The organism is Luteimonas sp. 100069 (genome assembly GCF_003813845.1).
GTDB lineage: Bacteria > Pseudomonadota > Gammaproteobacteria > Xanthomonadales > Xanthomonadaceae > Luteimonas > Luteimonas chenhongjianii.
The window spans coordinates 450,337-468,346 of sequence record NZ_RPFN01000004.1; the positions used below are offsets into that span (position 1 = coordinate 450,337).

The 18,010-nt window shown below is 68.8% G+C and carries 17 protein-coding genes; 4 read left to right on the forward strand and 13 right to left on the reverse strand.

Going from position 1 to position 18,010, the window contains the following annotated elements; all coding sequences use genetic code 11:
• Positions 1-74 precede the first annotated feature (74 nt).
• Positions 75-1,058, forward strand: a complete 984-nt coding sequence (hemH, locus tag EGK76_RS11060; protein WP_123832641.1) for a ferrochelatase — start codon at positions 75-77, stop codon at positions 1,056-1,058.
• Positions 1,055-1,915, forward strand: a complete 861-nt coding sequence (locus tag EGK76_RS11065) for an alpha/beta hydrolase (RefSeq protein WP_123832642.1) — start codon at positions 1,055-1,057, stop codon at positions 1,913-1,915. Before hemH ends, EGK76_RS11065 begins: the two co-directional genes overlap by 4 nt.
• A gap of 151 nt (positions 1,916-2,066) precedes the next feature.
• On the opposite strand, the gene EGK76_RS11070 is transcribed toward EGK76_RS11065, so the two are convergent.
• The 4 genes from EGK76_RS11070 to cfa all read right to left on the reverse strand — a co-directional run bounded on the left by EGK76_RS11070 (position 2,067) and on the right by cfa (position 6,372).
• Entirely contained in the window at positions 2,067-2,846 is a 780-nt protein-coding gene (locus tag EGK76_RS11070) for a SprT family zinc-dependent metalloprotease (RefSeq protein WP_123832643.1), read from the reverse strand.
• A gap of 185 nt (positions 2,847-3,031) precedes the next feature.
• Positions 3,032-3,934: a recombination-associated protein RdgC gene (locus EGK76_RS11075; RefSeq protein ID WP_123832644.1), complete on the reverse strand. Its 903-nt coding sequence runs from the start codon at positions 3,932-3,934 to the stop codon at positions 3,032-3,034.
• Positions 3,935-4,036: 102 nt separating this feature from the next.
• Positions 4,037-4,942, reverse strand: a complete 906-nt coding sequence (gene ttcA / locus EGK76_RS11080; protein ID WP_096296661.1) for a tRNA 2-thiocytidine(32) synthetase TtcA — start codon at positions 4,940-4,942, stop codon at positions 4,037-4,039.
• Between the two features lie 296 nt (positions 4,943-5,238).
• Complete coding sequence (cfa, locus tag EGK76_RS11085; RefSeq protein ID WP_233580262.1) at positions 5,239-6,372, reverse strand: cyclopropane fatty acyl phospholipid synthase; 1,134 nt, start codon at positions 6,370-6,372, stop codon at positions 5,239-5,241.
• A 172-nt stretch (positions 6,373-6,544) separates the two neighbouring features.
• Here cfa and EGK76_RS11090 point away from each other — a divergent pair, with 172 nt between their 5' ends.
• On the forward strand, positions 6,545-6,757 hold the full coding sequence (locus EGK76_RS11090; protein WP_233580263.1) for a YdcH family protein: 213 nt from the start codon (positions 6,545-6,547) through the stop codon (positions 6,755-6,757).
• A gap of 414 nt (positions 6,758-7,171) precedes the next feature.
• On the opposite strand, the gene plsB is transcribed toward EGK76_RS11090, so the two are convergent.
• The 4 genes from plsB to EGK76_RS11110 all read right to left on the reverse strand — a co-directional run bounded on the left by plsB (position 7,172) and on the right by EGK76_RS11110 (position 12,005).
• The gene (gene plsB, locus EGK76_RS11095) at positions 7,172-9,916 is read right to left on the reverse strand and encodes a glycerol-3-phosphate 1-O-acyltransferase PlsB (RefSeq protein WP_233580264.1); all 2,745 of its coding nucleotides are present in this window, start codon (positions 9,914-9,916) and stop codon (positions 7,172-7,174) included.
• A gap of 52 nt (positions 9,917-9,968) precedes the next feature.
• On the reverse strand, positions 9,969-10,883 hold the full coding sequence (locus EGK76_RS11100; RefSeq protein ID WP_123832646.1) for a hypothetical protein: 915 nt from the start codon (positions 10,881-10,883) through the stop codon (positions 9,969-9,971).
• Positions 10,884-10,951: 68 nt separating this feature from the next.
• Complete coding sequence (locus EGK76_RS11105) at positions 10,952-11,629, reverse strand: hypothetical protein (protein WP_123832647.1); 678 nt, start codon at positions 11,627-11,629, stop codon at positions 10,952-10,954.
• 64 nt (positions 11,630-11,693) lie between these two features.
• Positions 11,694-12,005, reverse strand: coding sequence for a hypothetical protein (locus EGK76_RS11110; protein WP_123832648.1), 312 nt, complete (start codon positions 12,003-12,005; stop codon positions 11,694-11,696).
• Positions 12,006-12,266: 261 nt separating this feature from the next.
• Between EGK76_RS11110 and sctU the strand changes: the two genes are divergently transcribed.
• A complete protein-coding gene (gene sctU, locus EGK76_RS11115) occupies positions 12,267-13,472 on the forward strand; it encodes a type III secretion system export apparatus subunit SctU (protein ID WP_123832649.1) in 1,206 nt (401 codons plus the stop codon).
• A gap of 849 nt (positions 13,473-14,321) precedes the next feature.
• On the opposite strand, the gene sctT is transcribed toward sctU, so the two are convergent.
• The 5 genes from sctT to EGK76_RS15755 are packed head-to-tail and all read right to left on the reverse strand — an operon-like array spanning position 14,322 to position 18,010.
• The gene (sctT, locus tag EGK76_RS11120) at positions 14,322-15,107 is read right to left on the reverse strand and encodes a type III secretion system export apparatus subunit SctT (RefSeq protein ID WP_123832650.1); all 786 of its coding nucleotides are present in this window, start codon (positions 15,105-15,107) and stop codon (positions 14,322-14,324) included.
• The gene (sctS, locus tag EGK76_RS11125) at positions 15,107-15,373 is read right to left on the reverse strand and encodes a type III secretion system export apparatus subunit SctS (RefSeq protein WP_096296651.1); all 267 of its coding nucleotides are present in this window, start codon (positions 15,371-15,373) and stop codon (positions 15,107-15,109) included. The genes sctT and sctS overlap by 1 nt, the downstream gene beginning before the upstream one ends.
• Complete coding sequence (locus EGK76_RS15750) at positions 15,370-16,365, reverse strand: EscR/YscR/HrcR family type III secretion system export apparatus protein (protein WP_281253064.1); 996 nt, start codon at positions 16,363-16,365, stop codon at positions 15,370-15,372. Before EGK76_RS15750 ends, sctS begins: the two co-directional genes overlap by 4 nt.
• 3 nt (positions 16,366-16,368) lie before the next feature.
• A complete protein-coding gene (gene sctQ, locus EGK76_RS11140) occupies positions 16,369-17,418 on the reverse strand; it encodes a type III secretion system cytoplasmic ring protein SctQ (RefSeq protein ID WP_123832651.1) in 1,050 nt (349 codons plus the stop codon).
• A complete protein-coding gene (locus EGK76_RS15755; RefSeq protein WP_148087429.1) occupies positions 17,411-18,010 on the reverse strand; it encodes a response regulator in 600 nt (199 codons plus the stop codon). The genes sctQ and EGK76_RS15755 overlap by 8 nt, the downstream gene beginning before the upstream one ends.

Genomic DNA, 18,010 nt, shown 5'->3' on the forward strand with positions numbered 1-18,010 from the left:
CAATGAATCGCGCATGAGTTGTTCCCCCGGCGACCGGCGCTGCATTGCGCGGGTGCGCCTGCCATCCTATGCCCATGTCCGAATCCCAGAATCCGCAGGCGGCGCGCGACGCGGTCGTGCTCGTCAACCTCGGCACGCCCGACGCGCCAACCGCAAAGGCGGTGCGCCGCTACCTGGCCGAATTCCTGCATGACCACCGCGTGGTCGCACTGACCCGCTGGCTGTGGTGCCCGATCCTGCACTTCATCATCCTGCCCTTCCGCTCTCCGCGCGTGGCCAAGCTCTATGCGGGCGTGTGGATGGCCGACGGCTCGCCGCTCGCGGTGCATACCGCGCGCCTGGCGGACGCGGTGCGCAGGCAGATGCCCGAGGCGCAGGTGGTGCATGCGATGCGCTACGGCAAGCCGTCGCTGCGGCAGACGCTCGAGTCGCTCGATGCCGACGGCGTCGGACGGGTGATGGTGCTGCCGCTCTACCCGCAGTATTCGACCACGACGACTGCATCGGTCGGCGACGTCGTCGATCGGGTGTTCGGCAGTTCGGGCCGCGCGCGGATGCGCGCCGACTACCATCTCGATCCCGCCTGGATCGAGGCGGTCGCGGCGTCGATCCGCGCGCACTGGGCGCAGCATGGACGCGGCGAGCGCCTGCTGTTTTCGTTCCACGGTATTCCCCAGCGCCTCTCGCACGCGGGCGATCCCTACGCCGCGCAATGCCGCGCGAGCTGCGATGCGATCGTGCGCGCGCTGGAGCTGCCCGAGGACGCGGCGATGCTGACCTTCCAGTCGCGCTTCGGCCGCGAACCCTGGCTGCAGCCCTATACCGACAAGACCCTCGAAGCGCTGGGCGCTGCGGGCGTGCGCGACGTCGACGTCGTCTGCCCGGGGTTCGCGGTGGACTGCCTGGAGACGCTGGAGGAGATCGCACTGCAGAACGCCGAGATCTTCCGCGCGCACGGAGGCCGGCACCTGCGTTACATCCCCTGCCTCAACGAGAACCCCGCGCATGCGGCGGCGCTGGCGGCACTGGCGCGACGCGATCTGGCCGACTGGGCATGACGGCGGCCGGACCGGGCCAGCCATTCGAGGTCGAGATCGGCATCGGTACCGTGCGCGGCCTGCGCTTCGGCCGTGCCGGTGGCCGCCGGGTGCTCGCGCTGCATGGCTGGCTCGACAACGCCGCGAGCTTCGTGCCGCTGGCAGCGCATCTCGACGGGCTCGATCTCGTGGCCCCCGACCTGCCCGGCCACGGCCTCAGTGCGCATATGCCGGTCGGCACCGACTACACCTTCGTCGGCGCGGTCCACCAGGTGCTCGACATCGCCGATGCGCTGGGCTGGGAGCGTTTTGCGCTGCTCGGCCATTCAATGGGGGCGGGGATCGCCAGTCTCGTCGCCGCGGCCATACCCGAACGTATCGAGCGGCTGGTGGCGATCGAAGCACTCGGTGCGCTGCCGGAACCCGAGTCCGGCACCGTGCCGCGCCTGCGCGAAGCGGTGGCGGCGTCGCGCGGGCAGGGCACGCGTGCGCTGCGGGTGTTTCCCGATGTCGAGGCTCCGGTGCGCGCGCGCATGCGGGTCAACGGGCTCAGCGAGCCGGTCGCGCGCCTGCTGGTCGAGCGCGGCGTGCGCGCGGTTGACGGCGGGCTGGTCTGGTGCAGCGACCCGCGACTGACCATTCCTACCGCCGTGCGGATGACGCCCGGCCAGGTCGATGCCTTGATCGCCGGCATCGAGTGCCCCGCGCGGGTGATCTACGCCGATCCGCCACAGCCCTACCTGCCCGAACCCGACCGCACGCGTCGCGCGGGACTGTTGCCCGACGGCGAACTGACGGTGATTTCCGGCGGCCATCACCTGCACATGGAGCAGCCCGCCGAGGTGGCCTCGGTGATCGGCGACTTCCTGCTGCGCTGAGCGATCCCGGTGTGGCGCACGGGAGTCGGCAATCTCTCTCTCTGCGGCGGCGCTGGCCGGGCGCGCCGTGGTCAGGCGCCTCACCTGCGATCGATGGTGTGAGTGCGATCGCTGGTGGTCCGCGGCCCCGGCGCCTCCACGCAGACGCGGGTCAGGAGAGCAGGGCGTGCAGCTCGGCCTTGAGCCGTCGCCCGTGTTCGCGGAAGTAGTCGCGTTCGTCGCGCCAGCCCGGGCAGCGCGCCTCGACCTCGCGCCAGAAGTCGCGCGAATGGTTGGCGTGAATCAGGTGGCAGAGTTCGTGGACCAGCACGTACTCGAAGGCCGATGGCGCTGCGAGCACCAGCGACAGGTCCAGGGTGAGCGTGCCATCGGGCGCCAGCGAACCCCACTGCGACGACATGATCTTGAGCCGGATGCGCGAAGGCGCGCGCGGTAGCCCGGACAGATAGGCCGGCAGCCAGCGGCCGATGTCGGCGCGCGCCCGGGCTTCGTAGAACTCGCGCAACGCGCGCTGCAGCGCGGCGGCGCCGGCGTGTTCGGGCGACACGAAGGTCAGCGCCCCGTCATCATCCATGCGCACATGGCTGAACCGTCCGCCCTCCCAGCGCAGCGGGCGCTGGTCGCCGTGCAATGGCAGATGCGCAGTGATCCCGCGCTGCAGCGGCAGCGTTGCGCCATGCGCGTCGATCTGCGCGGCCAGCCACCCACGGTGCTGCCGGAGGAACACGTCGCCGGACACGAGGCTCGCCCGCAGCGGCAGGGTCAGGCGCGTGCCACGCTCACTGATGCTGAGGCGAATGCGGCGCGCGCGCGGATCACGCACGCGCAGCACCTCGATCTCACGGCCGTCCTCGAGGGTCAGTCGCAGCGAGTCGCGCAGGATCGAAGCGGGCTTCGCGGAACGCGACAGCAGGCGTGACGGGGACGGCATGTGCGGATTGTATGCGCTGCCTGCGACGCCACCGTTGGCGGCACCGCGCGCGGCGCGCGGGTTCAAGATGAGTGTGGTCGCAAGCGCGAACGTGGTCGATCGCCGGCCGTCGGCCGCCGACCATCGAGCCGCCGTCGGTCCCGCGCAGGACGTCGTGCTCCAGCATGCGCGGGACCTGGCGGGGGCTACTCCGCCTTCGACAGCTTCAGCGCGCCCTCGAGCATCGTGAACAGGCGCTTGAACTCGCCACGCATCAACGCGAAGCGGGCGTCGAGCTCGGCGCGCATGTCGTCGTTGTCGGTGTGCTCGAGGGTGTCGAGCGCGCCGTCGAGCAGCTTGAACTTGCGCACGATCAGATCCTCGCCGAGCACGAACGACACGTGGTCGTCGAGGTTGAGCGCGAGCTTTGTGACCTGCTTGCCGGCGTCGAGATGACGGGTGATCTCCTCGCACTGCAGGTCCTGGCGCTGGCAGCGCACGATCGCGCCCTGGTCGGACGGGTCCTTGAGCTCGCATTCCTCGCCGAGCGTCAGGCCGTCGGGCAGCGGCTCGCCGGCGATCCAGCCGGTCATCACGCCGCGCGGCGAGACTTCGGCATTGAGCGGCAGCGCGGGGAAGCTGCCCAGCGCGGTCCGGATCTCCGACACCACGTTCTCGGCGCTCTTGCGGCTGGAGGTGTTCACCACCACCACGCCGTGCTGGGTGTCGATCAGCGCATCGCTGCGGAGCGGCTTGACGAAGGCGCGCGGCATCAGCTCCTGCAGCAGGTCGTCCTTCATCTGCTTGCGCATCTTGCCGCCGGGCTTGCGGCCCTGCTTGTCCTCGAATTCCTCGATGCGCCGGGCCAGCAGCTCATTGACCACCGGGCCGGGCAGGATCTTCTCCTCGCCGCCGACGGTCAGCCAGATCGCGTCCTCGATGCGGTGGGTCATCGCTTCGGCATCGCGGCTGATCGGCGAAATGAAGCCGCGCGAGGACATCTCCAGCGGACCGACCGGCTTGAGCGGGAATTCGGCCAGGCGTGCGTCGAGTTCGGACAGGTCGAGGTTGGTGGGAAAGCGGAACAGGGTCAGGTTGCGAAAGAACATCGGTGTGCGGCATCCAGTGGAGGGGCGCGGCGCAGCGGTCGCTGCGGCCGTGGAACAAGCGGAAGAGGGTGGGCATGCCGGGGGCACGCGCACCGTGGCGTTTCAGGACATCGCTGTCCCGGTGTCGTCGGTCGACCAGGCCTGCGCCTGCGGCCGCGGTGCGTCGGGCAGTGCGGCGTCAAGGGCGAGGAAATCGAACAGCTTCGGGTCGCTGAGCTGCGATGGCCGGATGTCGCCGAGCGCGCGCGCGATCGTCTCGATGCGCCCCGGCGACTCGCGCTCCCACGCGTCCATCATCCGCTGCACCTGCTTGCGCTGCAGGTTTTCCTGCGAGCCGCAGAGGTTGCAGGGAATGATCGGGAAGGCCATGGCGTCGGCGTAGGCGGCGATGTCGGCCTCGGCCGCATAGGCCAGCGGACGGATCACCACGTGCTTGCCATCGTCGCTGCGCAGCTTGGGCGGCATGCCGCTGAGCTTGGCGTGGAAGAACATGTTAAGGAAGAACGTGGCGACCAGATCGTCGCGGTGGTGACCGAGCGCGATCTTGGTGAAGCCGTGCTGCTCGGCGTAGCTGTACAGCGCGCCGCGACGCAACCGCGAGCACAGCGAGCACATTGTCTTGCCCTCGGGAATGACCCGGCTGACCACCGAATAGGTGTCCTGCTCGATGATGTGGAAGTCCACGCCCAGCGACGACAGGTAGGCGGGGAGGATGTGCTCGGGAAAGTCCGGCTGCTTCTGGTCGAGGTTGACCGCGGTGATCGAGAACGACACCGGCGCCTTTTTCTGCAGCTGCAGCAGGATGTCGAGCAGGGTGTAGCTGTCCTTGCCGCCCGACAGGCACACCATGACCCGGTCGCCGTCCTCGATCATGCCGAAATCGGCAATCGCGCGGCCCACCTGGTGGCGCAGGCGCTTGCCCAGGCGCTGGGCGGCGGGCGGGGCCGGGCGCGGATCGCGCGCCCGAGATGTCGGGTCATGCAGGGGCAGGGGCAGGACGGTGCTCATGCCGAGCAGTTTACCGGGCGCTCCCCGTACCCGCGCCCCGCCACCTGTCGCGCGTGCCGGGGGTGCGCCAGCAGGGCCCCGCGTGCTGAACGGAGCGCCCTGGCCCACGTACCTGGCAGCACCCGGCCGGGGATTGCCGAGGGGGCAGGGCGCCTGGGGCAGGCGTCATGCAGTCAGCTCCCCGGGCGTGTAGCGCATTCGCACGGCGTTACCGGCGTGGACCCGCCCGGCGAGCCCTCTTCGCCCGATGGCGGCGCTGGCAGGAAACCGGCGCGCCGGTGCTTGCGCAAAGCCGCTCAGCGTGGCGCCACGTAGCCCCCCCGTACGCCGCCCGGTGACAGGACCAGTTGCCACAGGTGGTTGCGGCGCGCGCGGAACGAGGCCATCGAGCCGGCCAGGTAGTAACGCCACATGCGCCGGAACCGCTCGTCGTAGCGCGCGGGCAGGGAATCCCACGCCGCCTCGATGTTGGCCCTCCAGGCTTGCAGCGTGCGGTCGTAGTCGGCCCCGAAGTTGTGCCAGTCCTCGATCACGAACAGTCCCTCGAGCGCGGCGGTCACCTGCGCCGCCGACGGCAGCATCGAGTTGGGAAAGATGTAACGCGCGATCCATGGATCGGTGCGGTTGACCGAGCGGCTCCCGCCGATGCTGTGGAGCAGGAACAGGCCCTCAGGGTCGAGGCAGCGCTGCGCGACCTCGAAGTAGGTCCGGTAGTTGCGGACGCCGACGTGCTCGAACATGCCGATGGACAGGATGCGGTCGTAGCGGTCATCGAGGGCGCGGTAGTCCTGCACGCGGATCTCCACCGGCAGGTCGGCGCACAGCCGTTCCGCCAGAGCGGCCTGCTCGCGCGATATCGTGATGCCGACGCCGACGACCCCGTAGCGTTCGGCCGCGAACTTCAGCGCTTCGCCCCAACCGCAACCGATGTCGAGCACCCGCATGCCCGGCTGCAGCCCGAGTTTGCGGCAGACGAGGTCGAGCTTGGCGTCCTGGGCGGCATCCAGGCTCTCGAGCGGCATGCCGCCGCGGTCGCGCCAGTAGCCGCAGCTGTAGACCATGCGTGCGCCCAGCATCGCCCGGTAGAGATCGTTGCCCAGGTCGTAGTGGCGCTCGCCGACTTCGAAACTGCGCGCGCGCGTCTGCAGGTTCGACAGTCGTGCGCGCAGCGCGTCGAAGATATCGGCGACGCCATGCGCGCGCTGGTCGATGCGCGCGTCGAGCAGGTGGTAGAGGAAGTCATCGAGCGAGCCGGTATCCCACCAGCCGTCCATGTAGGACTCGCCCAGTGCAAGCGAGCCCCCCGCCAGCAGCCGCGTCGCCAGCCGCGGCGAATGGACCTGCAGGTCCCATGGACGATCGCCGTCGATACGCACGTCCGCCGGTCGCAGCAGCGACTGCAGGCGTGCACGGAATGGGTGATGTCGCACTGCCGCCATAGCCGCTGTGCCTCGCTGGTCCACGATCCGTCGGGAAAAAGCGCATTCCTGCGCCGCCACATCCACCGCACCCCGGCGCCACATCGCGCCACCAGGCCCGGTGATCTTGCGCCTGCCCACCGGGTGCGTCCAGCGCCTGCTGCGGATGCGATAAGCTGCCGGCATGTCGCCCCAAATGCCCGACATGCCGAGTCCCGCGACGTTGCTGATGCGCCTGCGCGCCGAGCACCGGCAGCTCGACGAGGCGATCATCGACCTGCACGCCGGTCCTGCCCCGGAGGCGATGGCATTGCAGCGCATGAAGAAGCGCAAGCTGCAGCTCAAGGACTGCATTGCCCGGCTGGAGTCGGATCTGATTCCCGACGAGCCGGCCTGAAGCCCGTGCCGATGCGTACCGGGGCGAGGTCCGTCCGGTCGCGATATCGGCAGTTGCGCGACGACGTTGGCCTATTCGATATGCGCCGCTCCGTTGCCGAGGCGCTCCGGGGTAGAGCCATCTGGTGCGCGGCCGCCCGGACTGCCGGTCACGCTGCCGGGCTCGGGACCGGTGGAAAGCATTCCGGATCAACGCTCGTTCTGTCCCGGATGGCCAGCGGTGCAATCACCGAATTCCATTTCCATCAGCCGCTTGGAGTAGGCGCTGGCTGATTTTTGCTGCGCTGCAGGATGAGTGCGCAGCAGCCCCGTTGCTAGCGTCCCGCCACGTTCTGGGAGCCTGCCGCCGTATCGGCGGTCGAACTGGCACATGTCCGACCCAGGACTCCGTGGGCACGTCAGCTCGCGGATCGTCCTACCCGGTAGCGGCCGCCGCGGGCCCTGCGGGCTTGGCCGCCTCGGGGCTCACCTTCTCGATCGAGTGCCGCAATTCACGGCCCAGGATCACCTTGGCGTCCTTGGCCCAGTGGGTCAGGCGCTCGTCGAACACCAGCTTGCTGTTGCCGTCGAGCCGGACCAGACCGAGCTCGCGCAGCTTCTGGATGAAGCCGCGGAACAGGGACTTGTCGAAGAACTCCGGCGCGGCCGGCGCATAGAGCAGCGACAGGCGCTGTGCGGCGAGCTGGCACAGGCTCTCGAGTTCGCCGGCGCCGAGCGTGCCGGGGCCGTTCTTGGCGAGCACGGAAATGGCGATGTAGTAGCGCTCGAACGCCTGCTGCAGCGGGTGGCTCAGCGCGCGCAGGCGGAAGACTTCGTCGGTCTGGCCGGCATTGCGGGCGTAGACGCCGTCATCGTCGTCGCTGACGCGCTCGAGCAATCCTTCGCGCTCGAAGGTTTCCAGCGTCAGCGCAATGCGCTCGGCGAAGGTGTATTCGTCCCAGGGCAGGTACAGCTCCGCCTGCAGGAAGGGGTACATCGTCCGCCCCAGCCGCAGCAGCGTGTGCCGGCTCATGCGGCGGTTATGCAGGAAGCAGCAGGCGATCCACGCCGAGGCGGTGTAGAGATGCAGCACGTTGTTGCGGAAGTAGGTCAGCAGCACCGAGGTCTCGTCGTCGACGCGGAACACGTCGCCGAGCGGATGTGCGACGCGCTCGAGTACGCCGATCTCCTCGCCGTGAGCGACGATTTCCTTCGGGGTGTGCGGCGTGACCGTGACCCGGTCCGAATACGGCACATCGACCAGCAGCTGCTTCGACAGCGCGATCTGCGCGAGCAGGTCGGCCTCGCCCATCGCGTGCTTGGGGGTCGACAGCAGCGCGAGCGCGAGCAGGTTGATCGGATTGACGTCGGCGGCGCGGTTGATGTTGACGTGGATGCGTTCGGCCAGCACGTCGACCGTGTGGGCGAGCCATGCGGGCTTTTCGTCCTCGGGTATCGGCCGGCCGTCCCATGCGGGCGCGAGCTCGGCCAGCACCGCATTGAGCTGGATGGGCTCGCCGAAGTTCACCACCACCTGGCCGTAATTGCTGCGCAGGACCTTGGGGATGCTCCACAGCAGCTGCCAGATCGATTCCTTCTTCTTGGCCTTGCCCGACAGCTCGTCGAGATAGCTGCTGCCTTCCATCAGCTTCTCGTAGCCGATATACACCGGCTGGAACAGGACCGGCTTGCGCGGTTCGCGCAGATAGGCGCGCAGCGTCATCACCAGCGCCCCGCCCTTGGGTGGCAGCAGACGGCCGGTGCGTGAGCGCCCGCCCTCGATGAAGTACTCGATCGAGTAGCCGCCACCCACCAGCTGCGCCATGTATTCGGAGAACACCGCCGAATACAGCGCATTGCCGCGGAAGCTGCGGCGGGCGAAGAACGCGCCGCCCTTGCGCAGCAGGGTGCCGATTACGGGCAGGTTGAGGTTGACGCCGGCAAAGATGTGCGGCGGCACGATGCCGCGGCCGTACAGCAGGTACGACAGCAGCAGGTAGTCCATGTGGCTGCGGTGGCTGGGCACGTAGATGATCTCGTGCCCGGGCGCGGCCTCCTTGAAGCGGTCCAGGTGGTGGACCAGCACGCCGCGGAAGATGCGGTTCCAGACCGTGGTCAGCAGGAAGCTCGCCGAACGCACCAGCGGATGGGAATAGTCCGCTGCGATCTCGTAGGCGTAGGCGTGCGCCTTCTTCCATGCATCCTCGGGCTTGCTGTTGTCGCGCCGCGCCTGGTCGGCGATCGCGTCCTTGACCGATGGCGAGGAGAGCACCTTGTCGACCAGCAGGCGGCGGGTGGAGAGATCCGGCCCGATGATCGCCTCGCGCACCCGGTTGAAATGGGTGCGCAGCACGCGCGAGAGCTTGCGCACGGTGCGCTCGGCATCAAGGCCCTCGGCCAGCAGCGGGCGCACGTCGACCGGGTCGGCGAAACGCACCAGCGTGTCGCGGCCGTTGAGCAGGATGGCCAGCAGGCGTCGGAAGCGTCCGACGATGGTCCAGTTCTCGGAGAACAGCACCGCGAACCAGCCGTTGTTCTTGTCCGGCGAGCGGCCGACGAAGATCGAGACCGGCACCACCTGGACATCCATCGCCGGGTCGCGGCGGTGCGCTTCGAGCAGGCGCGCCAATGATTCGGAGTGGGTGGATTTCGACTGCGGCTGGCCGGTGGCCATCGCCAGCGCGCCGCCGGCGTTGCGCCGCGACAGGGCCACATAGGCGCGCTTGCGGCCCAGGGGATCGCCCGGGAGGGGCTGCAGCGGCGACGGCAGTCCGGATTCGCGGCAGGCACGCTCCAGGATCAGCGCATTCGACAGGCCGTAGTCCTCGAGCACATAACAGATGGGCCTGTGATCGACGAGGGCATCAGGCGCTTGCGGCTCCACCTTCAGCGAGATCCACGGCTGCATGATCCGCTCGAGCAGCCCGGCCCACCACAGGCGCCGGGCCGCGCGGCGTGGCGGGGCCAGCGGCACCGGCGGCGCGGGTGGAGTGACGCCCACGGTGCGCGACCCGTCCGCCGCGTCCACGTCGGCGCTGGCCGGGTCCGCGGCCTCGACCGTGTCCGGGCCGCCGGAGCCGGCTGCCCGGGATCCGGGCACGGCATCGGCGTCCGCCGGTCGTGGTTCGGGGCGCCGGTCGGCGTCGCCGCCCGGGAACTGGAGATGGGGTTGGTCAGGCATCGTCGGCATTATGCCCGTGTGGCGGGGCGGGGCCCTGGCGCGGCGCCCCGGCTCAGGGGATGGACGAGGCCGCGGCCAGCGGGCCTGCGGCCTCGCGCGCATGGCGCAGGAAGTCGCTGATGAACCAGCGGCCGCCGTGGCGTTCGACGTTGATCACCGCGTCCACCGGCCGGCCGGCAAGCAGATAGCGCATGCGCACCCGGGCGACGTCCCCGCTCTGGCTTTCGAGGGTGGCCTCCACACTGTCGAAGGTCTGGTCGAGGTCGAGGCCGTACGCAGCGAGACTCTGCTTGCCGGCCCGCATCAGCGGTCCGAGCCGGGCCAGACCGTCCTGCATGCCGGCCGCGCCAAGCGTCGCATCGCTGTCGATTGCGCCTTCGCGGGCCGCCGCCACCAGCGCTACGACCGTCTCCCGCGCGAGGTCTCCATCCGCCAGCGGTGCCGAGCCGGCCCAGTCGCTCGCGGCGGCGACCAGCTGGGTGTAGTGGGCCCGCTCGTCTTCGCTGAAGTCGCCGCTCTGCTCGAGGTACTGGATCGCGAATGCACCCAGCGCGATCGCGGCCGAGTGCAACTCGCGCGAGGCGCCGGCGAACTGCCGATTGAAGCTCTGCATCAGCGCGTGCTCGGCCTGCGGCGCGCTGAGCGCCTGCAGAAATGCCGGCAGCTGCGCCGACAGCGGCAATTCGCTGATCGGCCAGCGCGTCCGGCCTTCGCGCCATGCCTGGTCCAGACGCGGCACGAGGTCGGGCGTCACCGCATCGTGCGCGAACCCGGCCAGATCGTTGCTGCGCAGATGCCCGGTGAGCAGGGTGACTGCTTCCACGGGCGTCGCGCCGCCGTGGGTGACCGCCTCCTCGCTCTCGGACTCCCGCGCGCAGCCCGCCAGCCACAGCGCCAGGGGCAGCAGCAGGGCAGCGGTGCGGGTATGCCGTCGCCGATGGCGCGGCGCGGGGGCGGTCAGGGACATGGGAGGGTCCTGCGGAAGGCCGGGACACGCATCTTGCTGGCCGGCTGATTGCCGGACAAGCGTGCGCCTCACAGGTCGCGAAGCACCCACCCGTGCGGGGCGTCGGCGGCACGCGCATCGAGCGCGGCCTGGGCGATCTCGTCCGGGCTGCGACCCGCCTTCCAGGCCGAGGCGATGGCTGCGAGTCGCTCGCGGGTTGCCCGGGTGTAGGCGCCCTCCAGCTCGTTCTGCGCGTCCACGGCCAGCTTCTGGGGATACAGCGTGCGCGCGTCCTCGGACTGGTTGAGCAGCGCGATCATCCGCGACAGGCTCGTCCGGAAGGTCTCGGCCGACAGCGCCGTGCGCTGGGTGCGCTGCAGGTGCCACACCGTCAGGTATTCCACCGGGCCGAGCAGGCGGCGCGGGGTTCCACCGAAGAACTGGCCCGAGAGCGCGCTCGCCGACAGCGGTGCGCCACTATCGGGCAGCTGGGTGGCGCCCCAGGAACTCAGCGCGCCGCCTGGCAGGTCCATGCGACGCAGCGCAGTGCCGATGGTGTCGGCGAGCAGGCGCTGGGCGCGCACGTCGTCGCTCTCGGCGACCACGCCGAGCAGGCGCAGGAACACCGGATAGCGGTCCTCCCCCAGCCGCCGCACCAGGCGCTTGAGTACCGCCAGGCGGTATTCGGGATCGGCGTGCGCTGCGAGCGTCGACACCATGCGGTCGGCTGCGTCGCGGAGAGACTGCGCGGAAGGAACGGCGTTCATCGGCGGGAGACCGGGATCCGGTACGGCGGGAGCCGGACTCTACCCCAGCCGCTCAACCGGTCACTCAGGCGAGTGCGTCGAGGATGGCGTCGGTGCCCTGATCGACGGCCTGGGCCAGGTCGATCGCGGACAGGCGGGCCTCGAAGGCGACGTCGCCTGAAAGCAGGCGATCGCCGGCGGCAACGCCGTCCCACGCCGCCAGATTGAGGATGTCTTCGCCGGGATCAGCCTGTGGACCACGCAGCGGATCGGCATGTCCCTCGGCCGCCGGGAGGCCTCCGCCCTGCGGCGTGCGCAGGTCGTCGAGCCCGACATGTCCACCCAGCCGGTCGAAGCTGGCGGCATTGAAGCTCGCGTCGGAGGGGATGCTGCTCATGGGCTGGGATGGGCCTGGGTTGTCGATGGCCGCTTGTGCGGCGATGGCGGGACTGTAGCGTCGGTGCCATGCAAGGGCTATCTCGGGCTGCCCCTAGGTCGGCCCCCGGGTCGCCGCAACCGCGGCGCGGCGGCTGAACGCCGGTTGGCCGGCGGGCACGGACCGGCGGTGTCGGTCAGCTCAACAGGCCTCGCCACGCCTGCATGCTAGCCTCGTTGTCCCGACGCGGCGAGGCCGCGTGTGCGATGCATCGGAGCGCGGATGGCCGAGGAAAACGAAGGCGCCGACAAAACCGAGAAGCCGACCAGCAAGAAGCTCAAGGACGCGCGCAAGGACGGCAATGTCGCCAAGAGCCGGGAGCTGACGAGCACCGTCCTCATCATGGGCTGGCTGGCGGGCGGCTGGATGCTGATGGGCTACATGTTCCGGCGCGTCAGCGGCCTGTTCGAATCGGCACTGCTGGTGATGAACCAGCCCTTCGATCTTGCCTTGCAGACGATCGTGCCGCTCGCGGCGCAGACATTCCTGGCGATGACCCTGCCGCTGCTGCTGCTGGCGGTGCTGCTGGCGCTGCTGGTGGAATTCCTGCAGGTGGGGCCGGTGGCGACGATGAAGAAGGTCACGCCGGACCTGTCGAAGATGAATCCGGTCAGCGGCCTCAAGAAGATGTTCTCGATGGACAACCTCGTCGAGCTGGTCAAGAGCGTGCTCAAGAGCGCGGCGCTGATCACCATCGGCGGCTTCGTGCTGTGGGGCATGTTGCCCAGCCTGCTGCATCTGCCCTTCGCGCAACCGGCGGCGATCGGCAGCGCGATCTGGCATGCGCTCAAGTGGATCGGCATCTGGACGATCTTCGTCTTCTTCTTCGTCTCCGCACTCGATGCCTCCTACCAGAAGTTCTCCTACATCAAGAAGCTGCGCATGAGCCGGCGCGACATCAAGCAGGAGGTCAAGGAGAACGAAGGCGACCCCTACGTGAAGCAGCGGCGCAAGCAGTTGCACCAGGAGTGGTCGCAGCAGAACATGCTCAACGCCGTCCGCGGATCGAATGTCGTCGTGACCAATCCCACCCACATTGCCGTCGCGTTGCAGTACGAGCAGGGCAACGACGACCTGCCGCTGGTCGTGGCCAAGGGCGAGGGCCACGTGGCCGAGGAGATCAAGCGCGTTGCCCAGGAAGCCGGCGTTCCGATCCTCGAGAACGTCCCGCTCGCGCGTGGGCTCAATGCGCGCGTGGAGATCGACGACTACATCAGCGACGACTTCTTCGAGGCCGTCGCGCAGGTGCTGTTCTGGGCCGAGGGCGTGCGCATCGGCGAGCATCGGCCCGAACCACCGCCGTTCGATCCGCCGCCGGCGATGCGAGAGGAGATCGGACTGGCCGATCCCGACACCCCGGCGCCTCCGCTGGCGGAGGATCCAGGGGTGATCGAACGGTTGGAAGATCCGCGGGATCCGATGCGGTAGGAGTTGTGCCGCGCGTGCGTCCTCGATGAGAGGTTTTGCATGACGTGATGTGCCTCAGCAGTTTGCTCGGCTGAGTGGCGCCTGGGCTTTCGCTTCCGGTTTTTGCTCCGGCTCCGGTTCCGGCTTTGGCTTGGCTTTGAGCATTTGATTTCACCCGAGCCGTAAAGCGAGCCGAGCATCGCAGGGCGGCGGGGCCGTAGAGCAGCCCATGTCTGAGCGCAGCGATTTTGGGCTGCGTGCCCCGTCGACCGAGAAGCGCAGTGGCCCGCCGCGGCTGTATCGCGGCGGATCGCGTCCGGCGAAGACGGTTTTGCTTACTTTTGGCAAGACAAAAGTGAGCCGCGCGACAGCCCGGGAGCCCTGTTTTATTTTGCTCTAGCGAAGACCTGATCTGCAGATCGGGCGCTGAAAACGGAAAGCTAAATCAAGTGCAAAGCTTTCACCCGCTGCGCGTGCGAGTTCCTTTTGGATGGACCCAAAAGGAACCAAAAGGTCCCTTCGCCGGACGCGAGCCGATGCGATGAAGCCGCATCGGTGCCCTCCGCGCCTCGCCTGCCGCGGCACGGCGCCCAAACTCGCTGCGCTCAGACATGGGCGCCTCTACGGCCGCGTCATGCTGCGGTGCTCGGCTCGCTTTACGGCTCGATTGAGATCAAAAGCCGAAGCTCAAAGCCACGGCCACGGCCACGGCCACAGCCACAGCCACAGCCACAGCCACGGCCACAGCCACATCCACAGCCAAAAGCCGCTGCCAAGCCCAAGCCCAAGCCGGAGCCGAAGGTTGAAACGACGAGCGCTGGGTCGTCAAAAAGACAGCAACTTCAGACCGGACCGCTGCACCCCGCGCGGCTACGCCGCGTTGAACGCGTGCTTGAGCGCCTCGATCAGTCCGCTGTTGTCGACCAGCCGCGTCATCACGATCTCCACGAACACGCCGATCATCAACAGGAGGATCGCCGTCGCGAGCCAGGCCTTGATCGGCATCGTCAGCGCGAACACGTTGAGCTGCGGCGCGTAGCGGTTGACCAGGCCGAAGGACAGGTCGATGACCAGCAGGATCACCATCGCCGGCGCCGCGATCAGCAGCATCGCGGTCATCAGATAGCCGAACTGGCCGACGAACAGGGCCATCCCGCTCATCCGCAGATCCGGAAAAAAGCTCATGACCGGCCAGACCGTGTAGCTGGTCATCAACAGGTCGAGGAAGACCAGGAACGCGCCGCTGGCCATGAACAGCCAGGTGGAGAACTGCGACAGGAACTCGCCGTGCAGCGAGGTCTGGTGACCCTGGATGGGATCGAAGATCTGCGCCATCGACATGCCCACCTGGGTGTCGATGATCACGCCGGCCGAGCTGATGGCCCAGAACACGATGCCGTAGCAGAAGCCGATCGAGATGCCGATGAAGGTTTCCTTGAGCACGATCGCCGACCAGTGCGCAGTCCCGGCGGCTTCGATCGGCGGCGCGCCGGCAAGCGCGATCGGAATGGCGACGATCGCCAGGCTGACCATGAAACTGTTGCGCACCATCGCCGGCACCGTCTCGGTGGTCAGCAGCGGCAGCATCAGGAACGCACCGGCGATGCGCGGCAAGGTCAGCGCGAGCGCCAGCATGGGGTTGCTGCCGAAGTCCATCAGCGCCGCACGAGGCCAGGGAAATCGATGAAGATGCGGTCGGCGAACACGTACAGCGTGCCGCCCATCAGCGAGGCGGTCACGAACAGCGTGATCACCACCGCGAGCAGCTTGAGCGCGTAGGGAAACGTCTGCTCCTGCAGCTGGGTGGCCGCCTGCAGGAAGGCAACGACGAGGCCGACAAGGGCGGCCGCTGCGACCGGCGGCCCGGAGAGCAACAGCACCAGCCACAACGCTTCCTTGGTGAACTCCAGGACATCGCTCATCCGGCGACTCCATAGGTCAGCACCAGGCCGTGGACCAGCTTCGCCCAGCCATCGATCAGCACGAACAGCAGCAGCTTGAAGGGCAGCGACACGGTGGTGGGCGAGAGCATCATCATGCCGAGCGCGAGCAGGATGTTGGCCACCACCAGATCGATGATCAGGAATGGCAGGAAGATCAGGAAGCCGATCTGGAAGGCGGCGGTGAGTTCGCTGACGGTGAAGGCCGGCACGATGACGATGAAGTCGTCGGGGGTCAGGCCGGCCCGGCGCTCCGGCGGCAACATGCGTTGCACGCTACGCAGGAAGAACGCGCGTTCGGCATCGCTGGAGTGCTGGATCAGGAACGTGCGCAACGGCTCCTTGCCCGCGTCGATCATCAGCAGCATGCGATTGGTGTCGAAGCTTCCGCTCAATGCCGCCGGCGCTGCCTGCGTGCTGCCGGGGCGGGTGACCTCTTCGGCCAAGCCCTGCGGCTGCGCATCGTCCTGCGGTGCACGCGGATCATTGCTCGACCCGCCACGCACAGCGGAGAACATCGGGTCGACCGCTTCGCCGCCGTTGCGTGCCTGCGCTTCGGCGGCCAGCGCGTCGGCCGCTGCCGGGCTCGCCGCCGCCGGCGCTTCGGCAGGGTCCGCGGCGGGGGGTGCAGGCCGCACCTCGATGGGCCGCCCTTCGCGGACGGCCTGCGCCTGTGCGCGGGCATCGATCTGGCGCTGCACCGAGGCCGGCGGTGGCCGGCCCTCGAGACGGGCCTGCACGGCTTCGTTGACGTCGAGGATCACCGGGTACATCACGTAGATCGACAGCACGATCGCCAGGCCGTTGATGACCACGTTCGGCGGCACCTGCTGCAGGCCGAGTGCGTTGCGCAGCAGGCTGAGCACCACGACGATCTTGGTGAACGAAGTCACCATCACGGCCACGAACGGCGCCAGCGCAAGGCTGACCACCGTCACCAGGACGAGGGCAGGCGAGAACGTGCTGAAATCCATGCCTCAGCTCCAGGACAGCAGGCGGACGCCCAGCGTGTCGCCGACCGCGACCAGTTCGCCCTGGCCCGTCACCTGGCCATTGACGCGGATCGTGACGTTGGCGCCTTCGAGATGCGCAGGCAGCGCGAACACGTAACCGGGCTGCAGGGCTGCGATGTCGGAGAGCCGGAGTTCGAGCTTGCCGACTTCGAACTCGATCTCGACCGGCAGGCGCCCCGTCGGGTCTTCTGCAGCGGGCGCTTCGTCCGGCGTCGGGGTGTCGGTCGCGTCGGTTTCGCTCATGCGGGGCATCTCCTGGAAACGGGGGTGGGGGGCGGCGGGGCCGTCGATGCGCCATCCGTCCGGCCCGGCACGCACCGGCCAGCGCAGGCCGGCGGCGTGGGCATGCAAGGGCGGCAGGCGAACGTGACCGACCACCACGACATCGCCCGGGCGCAGGCTGCGGACATCGGCGACGGTGAGCGGCGGTGCAGGAATCGCCACGGTCGCGATCACCGGCAGCTGGCGCCATGCGCCCGGATCGACCGGCGCGCGCGGCCCGGCGTCGGCTCGGGAGAGCAGGTCCTGCAGCCAGGTCGCCGGTGCGCGCAGGCTGCCGTGCACCGCGGCGGCGCCATCGGGCGAGGCGATGTCCAGGTCCATCCAGACCACGTCCGCGGCCGGGGGCGGCGGCGCGTCGGGCAGCGGCAACAACGAGGTGCCGAGCGCATCGCTGATCTGCACCAGCGTCGCCTCGTGGGCGAGGCTCCAGGCCAGCACGCGCGCGCGGCCGTCGCGATCCTGCCAGTGCAGGGCGTCGCCGTCGGCGGCGGGAGGCGAGGCCAGACGCAGGCCCAGGCGGGTGCCGTCGGCATCGAGTTCGAAGACGCCGGCGTCCGTTCCATCCGGCCGCGGTGCGCGTCCGGCGCGAAGGCGCAGGGTGCCGGCCGGGGTGACCCATTGCCGCGGGCGCCCATGCAGCTGGCGCAGGGTGTCGGCCTGGACCGGCGAGAGCCGCGGCAGGCGCTCGCGCAGCGGCGTAGGACCGGCCCGCCCCGTCATCGCGTCAGCCATGGCCCAACGCCACCTTCATCAGTTCGGGGAGCGATCGCACGCCCAGTTTGCTCATCATGTTGGCCCGATGCAGTTCGACGGTCTTGATGCTGATGCCGAGGATGTCGGCAATGATCTTGTTGGGTTTGCTGGCCACCACGAGATCGAGCACCTGCCGCTCGCGCGGGCTCAGCTTCGCCAGCACGGCGCCCTGCGGCGACCCGGCCTGCACGCGTTCCCGGCTCAGGGCGGTGCGGATCGCGCCGATCAGGGCGTCGTCGCTGAAGGGCTTTTCGAGGAAGTTCGACGCGCCCTTGCGCATTGCCTCGACCGCCAGCGGCACGTCGCCATGTGCGGTCACGAACACCAGCGGGAGGGTCGAGCCGCGCCGCAGCAGTTCGTCCTGCAGCTGCAGACCACTCATTTCCGGCATGCGGATGTCCGACACCAGGCATTCGCCATCCCCGTGCCGGGTGTTGTCGAAGAGGGTCAGGAACGCGGCGCCGGATGCGAATGCCCGCACCTCGAAGCCGGCGGTCTCCAGCAGCCAGGCGGTGGAATCGCGGAAGCCGTCGTTGTCGTCGACGAGATAGATGCACGTGGTCGCGGGCAT